This is a genomic window from Acinetobacter venetianus RAG-1 = CIP 110063 (assembly GCF_000368585.1).
In the GTDB taxonomy this organism is placed as follows: Bacteria; Pseudomonadota; Gammaproteobacteria; order Pseudomonadales; family Moraxellaceae; genus Acinetobacter; species Acinetobacter venetianus.
Window position 1 is genome coordinate 1,609,421 of sequence record NZ_KB849558.1, and the last position, 13,643, is coordinate 1,623,063.

The 13,643-nt window shown below is 39.1% G+C and carries 12 protein-coding genes; 3 read left to right on the plus strand and 9 right to left on the minus strand.

Annotated features, from left to right (window positions below):
* Positions 1–139: 139 nt before the first annotated feature.
* The 4 genes from pstB to F959_RS13080 form a co-directional block, all read right to left on the minus strand.
* Positions 140–1,054 carry a phosphate ABC transporter ATP-binding protein PstB gene (gene pstB / locus F959_RS13065; RefSeq protein ID WP_004880914.1) on the minus strand — a complete coding sequence of 305 codons (915 nt, stop codon included), beginning with the start codon at positions 1,052–1,054 and terminating at the stop codon, positions 140–142.
* 14 nt (positions 1,055–1,068) lie between these two features.
* Complete coding sequence (gene pstA / locus F959_RS13070) at positions 1,069–2,463, minus strand: phosphate ABC transporter permease PstA (RefSeq protein ID WP_004880915.1); 1,395 nt, start codon at positions 2,461–2,463, stop codon at positions 1,069–1,071.
* Positions 2,460–3,839, minus strand: a complete 1,380-nt coding sequence (pstC, locus tag F959_RS13075) for a phosphate ABC transporter permease subunit PstC (protein ID WP_004880917.1) — start codon at positions 3,837–3,839, stop codon at positions 2,460–2,462. Before pstC ends, pstA begins: the two co-directional genes overlap by 4 nt.
* A gap of 101 nt (positions 3,840–3,940) precedes the next feature.
* Positions 3,941–4,972: a substrate-binding domain-containing protein gene (locus tag F959_RS13080; RefSeq protein WP_004880919.1), complete on the minus strand. Its 1,032-nt coding sequence runs from the start codon at positions 4,970–4,972 to the stop codon at positions 3,941–3,943.
* 573 nt (positions 4,973–5,545) lie between these two features.
* On the opposite strand from F959_RS13080, the gene F959_RS13085 reads away from it, so the two are divergent.
* Positions 5,546–6,598 carry an aromatic ring-hydroxylating oxygenase subunit alpha gene (locus F959_RS13085; RefSeq protein WP_004880922.1) on the plus strand — a complete coding sequence of 351 codons (1,053 nt, stop codon included), beginning with the start codon at positions 5,546–5,548 and terminating at the stop codon, positions 6,596–6,598.
* Between the two features lie 81 nt (positions 6,599–6,679).
* Here F959_RS13085 and F959_RS13090 read toward each other — a convergent pair whose 3' ends face one another.
* The gene (locus F959_RS13090; RefSeq protein WP_004880924.1) at positions 6,680–8,212 is read right to left on the minus strand and encodes a pyridoxal phosphate-dependent decarboxylase family protein; all 1,533 of its coding nucleotides are present in this window, start codon (positions 8,210–8,212) and stop codon (positions 6,680–6,682) included.
* Between the two features lie 3 nt (positions 8,213–8,215).
* Positions 8,216–9,586: a diaminobutyrate--2-oxoglutarate transaminase gene (locus F959_RS13095; protein ID WP_004880925.1), complete on the minus strand. Its 1,371-nt coding sequence runs from the start codon at positions 9,584–9,586 to the stop codon at positions 8,216–8,218.
* A 466-nt stretch (positions 9,587–10,052) separates the two neighbouring features.
* On the opposite strand from F959_RS13095, the gene F959_RS13100 reads away from it, so the two are divergent.
* Positions 10,053–10,754 carry an SIMPL domain-containing protein gene (locus F959_RS13100; RefSeq protein WP_004880930.1) on the plus strand — a complete coding sequence of 234 codons (702 nt, stop codon included), beginning with the start codon at positions 10,053–10,055 and terminating at the stop codon, positions 10,752–10,754.
* Positions 10,755–10,800: 46 nt separating this feature from the next.
* Here F959_RS13100 and F959_RS13105 read toward each other — a convergent pair whose 3' ends face one another.
* Together F959_RS13105 and F959_RS13110 are read right to left on the minus strand one after the other, a co-directional pair.
* Entirely contained in the window at positions 10,801–11,262 is a 462-nt protein-coding gene (locus F959_RS13105) for a GFA family protein (RefSeq protein ID WP_004880932.1), read from the minus strand.
* On the minus strand, positions 11,259–11,927 hold the full coding sequence (locus F959_RS13110) for a TetR/AcrR family transcriptional regulator (RefSeq protein ID WP_050977575.1): 669 nt from the start codon (positions 11,925–11,927) through the stop codon (positions 11,259–11,261). The genes F959_RS13105 and F959_RS13110 overlap by 4 nt, the downstream gene beginning before the upstream one ends.
* A 109-nt stretch (positions 11,928–12,036) precedes the next feature.
* On the opposite strand from F959_RS13110, the gene F959_RS13115 reads away from it, so the two are divergent.
* The gene (locus F959_RS13115; protein WP_004880935.1) at positions 12,037–12,501 is read left to right on the plus strand and encodes a hotdog fold domain-containing protein; all 465 of its coding nucleotides are present in this window, start codon (positions 12,037–12,039) and stop codon (positions 12,499–12,501) included.
* A gap of 45 nt (positions 12,502–12,546) precedes the next feature.
* On the opposite strand, the gene F959_RS13120 is transcribed toward F959_RS13115, so the two are convergent.
* Positions 12,547–13,641, minus strand: coding sequence for a fatty acid desaturase family protein (locus tag F959_RS13120; RefSeq protein ID WP_004880937.1), 1,095 nt, complete (start codon positions 13,639–13,641; stop codon positions 12,547–12,549).
* Positions 13,642–13,643 lie beyond the last annotated feature (2 nt).

Consider the following 13,643-nt stretch of genomic DNA (forward strand, 5'->3'; position numbering starts at 1 on the left):
GTGCTCTATAAGTTCGGCTTTATTCGTCTAAGATGTGGTCTGCTCAAGAAAAATTCAATAGAGATTTTGAAAAATAGATTCATTTTCATTTATACAATAAAAAAAGAGCCCGAAGGCTCTTCTTATCACTGAAATAATCTTAGCCAAAACGACCTGTAATATACGCTTCAGTTAACTGATGATCTGGCTGAGTAAATACTTTCTCAGTTGAGTTCACTTCGATCAAATCACCTAAATGGAAATAAGCGGTACGATCAGATACACGAGCTGCTTGTTGCATTGAGTGCGTGACGATTGCAATCGTATATTGCTCAGATAGTTCAGAAATTAACTCTTCAATCTTAGCTGTTGCAATTGGATCAAGCGCTGAACATGGCTCATCCATCAAAATCACTTCAGGACTTACAGCGATGGTACGCGCAATACACAAACGTTGCTGTTGACCACCTGAAAGACCTGTACCCGGCTGACTTAGACGATCTTTCACTTCTTCCCAAAGCCCAGCTTTACGCAGACTGTTTTCTACGATTTCTTCTAAATCATATTTGTCACGTGCTAGACCATGAAGTTTAGGGCCATACGCAACGTTATCAAAAATTGATTTAGGGAATGGGTTTGGCTTTTGGAACACCATGCCCACTTGAGCACGTAACAATACAACGTCTAGGCTTGGATCATAGATGTCTTGATTATCTAAAGTTACTTTACCCGTGACACGACAAATATCAATCGTGTCATTCATACGGTTCAAGGTACGCAAGAATGTTGATTTACCACAACCTGATGGCCCGATAAATGCAATAACTTCATTCTGGTAAATATCAAGGTCAATCCCTTTGATTGCCTCAGTTTCACCGTAGTAAACATGAACATCTTGAGTGCTAATTTTTACTTCATTTGTTTTTGGCTTTTTGTTTGATGAAGCCGTTTCAAACTGAGAGACAAATGCAGTATTAGATTGCTGAACTTGCGCTTCAGATGAGGTAAATTCTGTTTGCTGTGGATTCACTGACTTATCCTTTTCTACGGCGTTCATAATATCAATCGTATTCATTGTACTCTCCTCTATTACCAACGCACTTCAAATTTCTTACGAAGCCAAATTGCAAGGCTGTTTAAACCAATCATTAACGCAAGTAACACAATAATCGCAGCTGCGGTACGCCCTTCAAAGAAGTTACGCAATTCATTACCTTGCCATAAATACACTTGTACAGGTAATGCAGTTGCTTGATCAAGTGGTGTCGTTGGAACACTTGCAACGAAAGCACTCATACCAATCAAAAGCAATGGTGCAGTTTCACCTAATGCTTGAGCAACGCCAATAATCGCACCCGTTAAAATACCCGGTAAAGCTAAAGGTAAAACATGGTGGAAAACTGTTTGTACTTTTGATGCACCAAGACCTAAAGCAGCCTGACGAATCGAAGGTGGTACAGCTTTTAATGCAGCACGTGTCGTAATAATCACAGTTGGTAAAGTCATTAAGCTTAATACCAGACCACCAACTAAAGGTGCTGAAAGTGGTAACTGCATCCAACCAATAAAGATCGCCGCACCCAACAAACCAAATACAATCGAAGGAACAGCAGCCAAGTTGTTAATATTGACTTCAATAATATCCGTCATCACATTCTTTGCTGCAAATTCTTCAAGATAAATCGCACTTGCAACACCGATTGGAATCGAAATGATGATCACGATGAGCATCATGAACAATGAACCCATGAAAGCACCAGCCAAACCACTAATCGCAGGTGAACTACGAGAGTCTGGACTTACGAATAAGTTGGTATTGAAGGTATTCTTGATAATGCCTTCTGCTTTCAATTGATCTGCAATCTGACGAACTTCTGGATCTAACTGCTGTTGATCATCAGGTAATGAGCGATCAATATTGCCCGCTAACCATACATCAACATTTGCATCTGCTAAGAATTTAATGTCTTTCTTAGTTCCAATCAGAGATGGATCAGCCAACACCATATCACGTAGACGATATGATTCTGAGCTAGTATATAAGCCACTGAGATAGTCACGTTGAGACTCTAATGCTTTGTCTTTTGAAACAATGCCATTTACGATCAACGCATCCCAATCAACCATACCCATTTCAGTTTGCCAAGCGATCATACGCTCTTCAAAATGTGCTGGAGTCTCACCTGCGGTTTGTTTAGGTTTCGCGCCTACATCAATAATTGTTGGATCGAAATAAACTGGAACCGTGATACTGCTCTGCCAAAAAGCTGGCAAGCCTTTTGATAAAATACTTCCAAACAACAATGCTACAAACGCAAGGCCAATCATGACTGCTGAAAAGCCAGCAAAACGGAATGCCTTTTCTTTGCGATGACGCTTTGCCAAAGAACTTTGAATCTTACTTTTGCGCTGTTCACGTTGTTCAGCAGCAACTTGAGGATCAAATGAATTTGGATCCAAAGGAGATGTCTTTGATGAACTCATTCGTATTGCTCACGATATTTGCGCACGATGTACAGTGCAATAATGTTTAAACCCAAAGTAATGACAAACAGCGTTAAACCTAGGGCAAATGCAACCAACGCTTGAGGGCTGGCAAAGTCAGTATCACCTGTTAATTGCTTAACGATCGTTACTGTCACAGTTGACACAGCTTCTAATGGATTTGCGTGGAGTAATGGACTGTTACCCGCTGCGAGTACCACGATCATCGTCTCACCGATCGCACGAGAAGCCGCCAATAAGAATGCACCAACAATCCCCGGTAACGCTGCTGGAATGACAACCTGACGAATCGTTTCAGATTTTGTTGCACCTAAACCTAATGAACCATCACGTAAAGCACGCGGAACCTGTGTAATGATGTCATCTGATAATGAAGATACGAATGGGATAATCATAATACCCATCACGAAACCAGCAGTTAATGCACTGGTTGCATTGATATTTACACCAACCGTTTCACCCACCATTTTAAAGAATGGCCCGATGATCATTAAGGCAAAAACACCATAAACGATTGTAGGAATACCCGCGAGTACTTCAATTGTTGGTTTCGCCCAAGAGCGCAAACGAGGAGATGCATATTCTGCTAAATAAATTGCAATCATTAATCCAACTGGTACAGCTACAAGTAGCGCGATACCACTTACCATTAAAGTCCCCCAAATTAATGGTAGGATGCCGTAGCTTCCCTCTGCACTTCCTGTCGTACTAAAACCTGGATCCCATTCAGTTCCAAAGAAGAAGTCAACTGGACTTACAAATTTGAAAAAATGTAATGCTTCGCTCAACATTGAAAGGACAATACCGATCGTTGTAAGGATCGCAACGCCTGAACAAAGAATCAGACCTACATTAATTGCTTTTTCTACTTGATTACGTGCGCGATATTGCTGGCTCACATGACGTTTTGCCCAAACCAAACCAGCTAAAGCAACACTCACAACCACTGCAAATTTTGCAAATGACCCAATCGTTTGGAATTTTGCAAGTTGCTGAGCTGCCGCAACTTCATACGCTGCTGGTTGATCAGTCACCCCAAATCCAGAAGCAATCGCTTGAACACGATCAATTAAAACATCACGACCAGCTTCATCTAAATTTGCACTGATTGATGCAGGGATATTGTTAAAAATAATATGGTGTAAAACACTCGGTTCAACCAAGTTCCAAATCATCAAAATTAAAAAAGCAGGAATACCACACCACAAAGCAACTAACGCCCCGTAATACACTGGACGCGAATGTAGTGTTACTGAGTTATTTCCCTTACCTGCTAGGTTACGGCTTTTACTCAGCCCGATTTGATATGCAATTGCCACAAGGGCTAACAACACACCGATAAGTAGCAGATTCATGTAATCTCCACTGTTTTCTCAATTTTCATCATTTGAAAAAACTTAGCTAGACAAAAAGGCTGATGAACACACGTCTCACCAGCCTCCGTTTTCAAATAAACTTATTTAACTGATTTACCAGCTTTGAAATCAGCTAGGATTTTTGCACGCTCTTTGTCGTTCATTGCAATCAAACCAGCTTTTTCTAATTTAGAACCTTTACCAGATACTTTCTTGTTCAAGAAGTATTCTACGTATTGTGGTAAACCTTTAATTGATTTTAAGTGCTCGCCTTTCACGTAGAAGAACAATGGACGAGAAACTGGGTATTGACCGCTCAAGATAGTCTTTTCAGAAGGTACTACACCGTTTACAGTCGCAACACGTAATTTGTCACGGTTAACATCATAGAAACCTAGACCGAATACGCCAACTGCACTTGGAGATGTTTTTAAACGAGCAAGTGTTTCAGTATAGTCACCAGCGATTTCAATTACACGACCATCTTTACGGAAGTTAGAACATGCTTTTTTCTGAGCATCTTTGTCTAAACCTTTGATGTAGTCATAAGCTTCACAACCAGCATCAACCATTTTCTCTTGGAATACTTCACGAGTACCATGGTTAGAAGCAGGAATTACTAAAGTAATTGGTTCGTTTGGTAAAGCTTTGTCAATTTGGTTCCAAGTTGTATATGGGTTTGGAACCATTTTACCGTTTGATGGTAATTCAGCAGCTAAAGCTGTAAATACGTGATATGGCTTTAATTTATAAGCAGCTTTTTTCACGTTAGATGCGAAAACGATACCGTCGTAACCAATTTTGATTTCTTGGATTTGGTTTACGCCAGCTTTTTTACAAGCATCAATTTCTGTTGATTTAATTGGACGAGATGCGTTTGCGATATCGATTGTGTTATCGCCAACACCTTGACAGAATTGCTTCAAACCACCTGAAGAACCGCCAGAACCAACAACTGGTGCTTTGAATTGTGGGAAAGTATTACCAAACTCTTCTGCAACAATACTTGCGTATGGTAATACAGTTGAAGAACCAGCAATTTGGATCGTATCACGAGCTGCGTTTGCAGTCGTAGCTACAGTTGCCCCAGTTACAGCTAATGCAATTGCGAGATTACGTGGATTTAAGCGCATTCTGTTTTCTCTCATTTATACAATTTGATTTACAACTCTTTTAAATTCAAGTGTTGTACTTTGGTTAACTGCATTTTGATTAGATAATATGACAAATAAGTTACAACTTTGTGACGCTTTGATGATAATTGATATATTGCATCAAATTTAATTAAATATTATTAAATATCAATATGTAAGATGAATGAAAATATTCTTCAAAATCCTGCAATCACCTTTGAAATTGCAATATTTATTTGAATTATTACAGCTTACATTTGATTTTTTACAGAAAAACTCATCTTTGATGATAAAAAATTATAGTGAGTGGAATACTGATGATTTTTCCATCAATACATAGTATGACATATTTATTAAAATGAACATCCATACTCAGGTAACAACTTTTTTAGGTGATTTGGGTAGTTGAAAGAAGAATATAAGAGTATGAAAACCTAGCTTTTTATCAACGATATATCACTTAAGTTTTTGGAATTGTGTTCTAAAAATATCGATACTTCATTCAGTTTATTGAAATTTCTTAGAACAGATGATTGATCTATATTTGATTTAAATAGATAGAAAGATCAGATCATGAACACAAAAACCATCGCAACATTTAATCCAGATTTGCCCGTTCACATGACATTTTCAGAGCATGATTGGCACTTGCTCGCTCAACATTGGTATCCAATTGCCTTAGCCCGTGATATTTCAGAACAACCTACTGCCACAATGTTGCTCGATATGCCTCTGGTCATCTATAAAATGGCCGATCAACTGGTTGTCGCCAAAGATGCGTGTCCGCATCGCGGAGTTCCTTTGAGTTTAGGCCATAATGATGGTAATGGTATTGTTTGTCGCTATCATGGTTTACGTTTTGGTGAAAATGGAAAATGCAACCGTATTCCAGCCCACCCTCAACACAAGATCTCTGAACGCTTTCATTTAAAAACTTATGCTGCGCTAGAAAAATATGGGCTGATCTGGTGCAATCTCACAGCTACATCTGATGCTGTAGCAAATATTCCCGAAATGCCTTACTGGGAACATACTGATTTTCAACAATTGGTTTGTCCGTCTGTTGATCTAAATTGTTTTGCAGGTCGACAACTTGAAGGATTCATTGATGTCGCACATTTTGCATGGGTACATCCTGATACTTTTGGGGATCCAGAGAATGTCGAAGTTCCTGATTACATGACAACTGAAACAACATATGGTTTTGAGGCTGATTACATTAGTAGCGTCGGGCGTTATCCAATAGGTACAGATCAACGTGGCAAAGACGGCTTTCAATGGTTGAGACATTTCGAAATCAGCCTACCTTTTACAGCCACGCTGACAATTCATTTTCCTAACGAGTCTAAACAAGTAATTATGAATGCCGCGTCGCCAGTATCTGCCCGACAAACACGTCTGTTTGCGCCTATCTGTCGTAATTATGATAAGGATTTACCAATTGAGGATGCTTATAAATTTAACCTAGAAATTTTTGAAGAAGACCGACTGATTGTTGAAACACAAAAACCTGAATATTTACCATTAGACTTATCCATGGAAGCTCATTTTCCAGCAGATCGCAGTTCAAGCATGTATCGAAAACTATTGCGAAAAATGGGATTCAGTCCAATTTTTGCAGCCTAATATAATTTTCTAAAAACTTATAAATAAAAAAGAGGTCTTTCAAAGACCTCTTTTTTATTGGCATATCAAATTAAATTGCAATTAATCAATCGCAGGAACATAAGTACCAGCAACAATTGCATCTTTAATACGATCTGCTTCTGCAAGCACAAGCGCAAGCAAGTTTTGAACGTTTTCAAGTGTCGCAACTGGGCTTAAAGTGGTCATCTTCAATGACTGAACATTACCCACTTTTGTTACACCAATATTTGCTTCACCACGTGCAAATAATTCATCTGCAACGTTTTGGTTCAAGCTATCAATAAACTCTGTAGGATAACCTTCTGGCACCACACGGAACAACACTGAAGCGAATTGTGGTTCGATCAACAATTCGAGACCCGCAGTTGCTTTGATATAATCAGCAACTTCACGCGTTAACTTCACACCATGATCGATCATTGAACCATAAAGCTCTTCGCCTAATGCTTCTACAGTCATCCACAATTTCAATGCATCAAAACGACGAGTCGTTTGCAATGATTTAGAAACTAGGTTTGGAACCCCATGTTCTTCATCATAAGCAGAGTTCAAATATTCTGCTTCGTAATGCATAAAGCGATAGTTTGCCTCATCTTTCAATAAGAAAGCGCCACAGCTAATGCTTTGGAAATAATGCTTATGGAAATCTAGTGTGATCGAATCAGATAACTCGATACCATCTAACATTGCACGATGATCATTTGAAAGAATCAGTGCACCGCCCCAAGCTGCATCAATGTGCATCCATGAACCATATTTATTGGTAATTTCACGGATTTTCTTGAGTGGATCAATCGCGCCAGCATCTGTTGTACCTGCGGTCGCAACGACACAAGCAACAATTTTGCCTTCAGATTGAAGATGAGCCATAGTTTTTTCTAACGCATCTGCATCCATTTGAGCATTTTCGTTTACAGGTACTGTAACTACTGACTGGAAGCCCATGCCCATCATCGCCATGTTCTTTTGCACAGAGAAATGTGCATTTTCAGAACAAATGACTTTGACGTTTCTCATTGCTTCAGCTGGAACACCATCACGCTGAACAGACCATGGCTTACCATTTTCGTCTTTCCAGTTTTTCGAGATACACCAGTCACGAGCAAGTAACACACCCATTAAGTTCGACTGCGTACCGCCAGAGGTGAATACACCTGCTTGACCTGCACCATAACCCACTTTTTGGCGAAGCCAATCGATGAGTTGAACTTCCATCAATGATCCAGCAGGACTTTGGTCCCAAGAATCCATTGATTGGTTCGTCGCATTAATTAACACTTCCGCGATTTGGCTCATCACCATAGTTGGGCAGTGTAAATGTGCGAGTGAATGTGGATGATGTACTTTTAAGCTTTTATTGAGAAAAAGCTCAACCATACGTTGTAATGATTGCTGTACACCCAAACCTTCTTTTGAAGGATTAAAAGAAATTGCTGCTCGCAAATCTTTAATGCTTCCGCCCGTGTACATTTTGTCATTTTGCAACCATGCTGAAACGGCATTTACCGCCTCGCCCATTGCTGACTGATAGTCAGCAATAGATTGAGCATCATTGCAGAGTAACGCTTTACGATGTTCTGCAAAATCAACCATGGTTTAGCCTCGTACTGCTTTTAATGCTTCAGCAATCGCTTTCTTAAAGCGAGCAATGACTTCAACACATTCGTCTTGATTGATGATTAACGGGCAAAGTAAACGAATTACTGTACCGTTACGACCACCTTTCTCAAGCAATAATTTGTTGTTGAAACATGCTGCCTGAATTGCTGCTGCTAACTGAGCATCAGCAGGATGAGAACCCATATGATCAGCAGGTTTACGCTCATCAATGATCTCAATACCGATCATTAAACCGCGACCACGAACATTACCAATGCATGGGAATTCTTGAGCAAGTTTTTTCAACTCTGCTTGTAAGAAATCACCACGCTCTTGTGCATTTTGAGCAAGGTTTTGTTCTTTGATCACTTGCAATGAAGCTAAGCCTGTACCCATTGCGAGTTGGTTACCGCGGAATGTACCTGAATGTGTACCTGGCTGCCATGCATCAAACTTACGTTTAATACCTAATACTGCCAATGGTAAGCTACCGCCAACCGCTTTTGACATCACTACAACATCAGGCTCGATTCCTGCATGTTCAAAGGCAAACATTTTACCTGAACGTGCAAAACCAGCTTGAACTTCGTCCAAAATTAAAACGATGTTGTGCTTTTCAGTCACTTCACGGATTTTCTTCAACCATTTAACAGGCGCAGTAACAACACCACCTTCACCTTGAATTGCCTCAAGGATTACAGCAGCAGGTTTTGTTACACCGCTTTCAACATCTTCAATGAAGTTTTCAAAGAAGTAAGTTAAAGCATCAACACCAGCTTCACCACCTAAACCAAGTGGGCAACGGTATTCATGCGGGTAAGGCATAAACTGTACGCCTGGCATTAAGCCATTTACCGCATTTTTTGCGTTAAGGTTGCCTGTCATAGACAAAGCGCCATGGGTCATACCATGGTAACCACCAGAAAAACTGATTACTGAACTACGTCCAGTATATGTTTTTGCAAGTTTAATTGCTGCTTCTGTACCATCTGCACCTGTTGGGCCACAGAATTGTAAGCAATACTCTTCTTTACCGCCTGGCAAATAAGCCAAAAGCGCTTCAGTAAACGCATCTTTTAAAGGTGTCGTTAAGTCTAAAGTATGTAGAGGCAAACCACTTGCCAATGTATCTTGAATACTTTGAATCACCGCAGGATGATTATGACCTAAAGCCAATGTCCCTGCCCCAGCTAAACAATCTAGGTACTGTGTACCTTCAACATCAGTAACCCAGCAGCCTTGTGCTTTCGCTATCGCTAACGGTAATTTACGTGGATAACTACGAACATTTGATTCCATCTGACTTTGGCGAGTCAAATAATATTCGTTAGTTGCATTTGCGGCAGGGTTTACGGAAGTAACGCTCATATCGAATTACCATCTCTGATATGGGTAAAAGAAATAAGTCTGGTGACTTGTGGTCGTTTGACTCGGTGCTTTTTAGATTCTAGTACAGACACAATGTTTTATATCTTTTAACTAGGTGCGAGATGATACCTAATTTTTAAAGAAAATAAACACTTTTTATGCCCCACATTCATCTAATATTATTGAAAAAATGTTTCTTTCAATGAACTATGATGAATTATCATCATACTATGTGACAAGCTTAAGAAAGTAAGCTTTTTTTATCTGGGTCTTGGTTTTTAGATAAATGGTCAAATAAACAAATATAACCATATAATTATTAATGTTTTTTATTTTAATTTTATGTTGCAAAACATAGATAATCTCTTACAAAGAAACCACAAAATATGCAGAAGTTCCCCATCAGTTCATTTTAGGATCAAAGCTGTAAAAATAATTTTTTAATAGAAATTCTAAGGAAAATTTTATGCGTAATTTAGCACTCGCGACGTTGATGATTGGCGCGACCCTTAGCCCAAAACTTTTTGCTCAAGAGACCAACGATTTGAACTATAACGTTGTAAATATTCAGGCAGATGCTTCGCGCCAAGTTGCCAACGATGAAATGCAAGCTGTTTTATATATTGAGAAAAGTAATAAACAACCTGCTGAACTTTCTAATCAGATCAATCAGCTGATGAATCAAGCGCAAGCGATTGCTCGTAAATATCCGCAAGTTAAGGTGGAAACAGGTGCTCAAAGCACATATCCAATTTATGATAATGACAGTAGAAAGCTAAAAGAATGGCGTGCTCGTGCAGAGATTCAACTTGAAAGTAAAGATTTCAAAGCTGCAAGCCAATTGGTAAGCGAATTGCAACAAAACTTTCAGACCCAATCCATCAACTTTACTGTATCTGATGAACAGCGAAAGAAAGTTGAAAATGAATTGATGATTGAAGCTTCAAAAAACTTTCAACAACGCGCGCAAGCCATTACTCAGGCTTGGAATAAAGCACAATACAATTTGGTCAGCCTTAATTTAAATACGAATAATTATTTCCCACAACCCATGATGCGTGGTGGTGTCGCTAAATTTGCAATGGCTGAGGCAGCACCTGCACAAGATATGGCAGCTGGTGAATCAAAAATCACTGTGAATGCGAATGGTTCTATTCAATTCAAATAAATACAATAGCTTACATAAAAAGCAGAAAACGGTTGTGTTCTGCTTTTTATTTATTCAACTCAAAGTAATCTTGGAACTCCGCACCCGTTGGCAGTTCATCAAATTCAAACGGTACGGTATGGTTTTTAGACCAATTGGCTTGTGAGTTCATGCAAAAATTCAATTCTTTCTCAGGGACAAAATCTTGTTCAATCAAACCTAAAGGAATCCACATAATTTTTGGATTACTGCCTAACGCATTAGGTACAGGCGAACCACATTCTGTACAAAACGAACTGGTAAAGCCTGTTGCTTTGACATACGTCCGAATGAATTGCTGACCTTGTTGCCAACCAAACTGTTCTGACAAAATTAATGTCGCCGTATTCGATGCAGTCCCACTCTGCTTACGACATAAACTACAGTAACAACGATAGATCGTTTTAATTTTTGAAGTATAAAATTGAAATTTGATTGCCCCACATAGACAAACGCCATTAAATTTTTGCTCTTGCTCTAATGCTGTCATAACATTTCACCCGAATGACGTTTGTCAATCGTTTTATATTGATTGCTTAAACCCTGCAAAGAATTCCACGCTGCTTGTGCCAACATTTCCCGATACGCTTTCGGATCAGCAACCACTTTTTTAGACAACCAAGCGCGACAATAACTCTCAGATGCACCAATCACCAATGACATGATCAGCTCGATCGGTATATTTTTAAATGATTCAAAATCTGAATAGCGTGAAACGTGAGCCATAATTTTTTGATTTCTTGTTTTGTTTTTTTCGCTTAATACCTGTTTATACTCATTTTGCATGACACTGAAATGAGCTAATAATAAAAACTTTGCGAATTGCGGTTGATCAGATACCCAATCGACATAGCTATAAATCAATGCGGAAATCACATCTTGTAATGATTTTGCCTCATCTAAATATTGCTCGCGTAAGCAAGCTTGATCATCTAAGGCAGCGAATACCAATGCTGCAATGATGCCTTCTTTATTTTTAAAATGATGATAAATCGCACCTACACTACTTTCCGATTTGTCCCGTATCATCTCAATACTGGTGGTATCGAAACCGAACTCAAGAAAACATGACAATGCATCTGACAAAATTTGCCTTTTGAGCAATGATCTGCGTTGAGGATATAAACGTTCTAATAATTGCTGAGCCATATGCATAGTAAATTTTAAATAGCCAACCGTCGGAACTATTGTGTATGACTTGACCATTATTTGTAAACAGAATTATATTCTGTATTAGAATTTAATTCTGTTAGTGAGAAATTCAATGGCTTCAACTTTAGAATTATGGAATAAAGTATCAGCATTACCTGCTGGAAAGTGGACATTCACTCGAATGCTCTGCTTAAAAGCACCTTATTTCAGTAGCATTTCCCCATTATTTGAAGAGCTAAAACCAAACTCTTGTAAAATATCGATTAAGAAAAAGCGCTCAGTGCTCAATCACATCGGCACAGTTCATGCGATTGCAATGTGCAATATGGCAGAACTCGCAGGTGGAACAATGACAGAAGTGACTGTGCCTGCAACTCATCGCTGGATTCCGAAAGGGATGACCGTTGAATATTTAAAGAAAGCAGAAACAGACTTAATTGCAGTAGCAACACCTGTTGAAAGTCATTATGACTGGGATAAAGCTGGAGAATATCTGGTAAATGTCGATGTACTTGATCAACACAATGAAAAGGTTTTCCACGCAACAATCACAATGTGGATTTCTAAGAAAAAATAATAAAAAGCCCCGAACATTAAGTCGGGGCTTTTCACTATTCTGTCTTTACTTTTTAAATGGTAATGCATATTTAAAAATACGCCCGACCACTTCACCGAACTGTTTTACAAAACTGGCGTTATTATAATGCAAACCATATTTCTCACAGACAGCTTGCACTTTAGGTGCAACTTGGCGATAACGACGTGCAGGAATATCAGGAAATAAATGATGTTCAATTTGATGACTTAAATGCCCTGTCAAAATATGAAACGCTTCCGAACCCGTCAGATTTGATGAACCGCGAATTTGACGCATATACCAATGTCCACGGCTTTCATCTTGTATTACCGATTTCGGGAATACTTCAACTTCTTTGGTAAAGTGACCACAGAAAATAATGCTGAAAGTCCATACATTACGAATGCCATTCGCCACTAAATTACCTGTAAATACAGGAAGTGCCGAAGGTCCAGCGATCAATGGGAAAAATACATAATCTTTAAAAAGTTGCTTCGCTATTTTCTTTTGGGCTGGTTGCCATTCACGTTTAAACTGTGCCATCGTTTTGCGTTTATACAGTACTTTACCCAATTCAAGATTTTGAATGGCAACGCCCCATTGGAAGAGCAAGCTGAATGGTACGATATACATCGGTTGGATTAAAGTAAATTTGTTCCAACGTTGTTCTGGAAATAGACGAAATACCCCATAGCCCACATCATCATCCATACCCTTTACATTGGTATAAGTATGATGCTTAAAGTTATGCGTTTGTCTCCAGTTGTCAGAAGTTCCGACGGTATCCCATTCATAAGTTTGACCATTAAACTTTGGATCATTCATCCAATCATACTGACCGTGCATGACATTATGACCTAACTCCATGTTTTCCATGATTTTGGCGAAACCTAATAACCCCGTACCTAATAACCATGCTGGTGGGAACCATCCAGCAAATAGCAAAGCACGGCCTAAAAAGCTGCTATAACGGATCATAGAGTAGACACGGCGGATGTATTTTGCATCTTTTTCACCCAAGTCATCTAAAACATCTTGCTTGATCTGATCTAATTCACGAGCGAATGCATCTAACTCTGCGGCAGTTAAATCACGATTTTTTGGATTTTTAAAAAATTCAATTTTAACAGGCATATTCATCG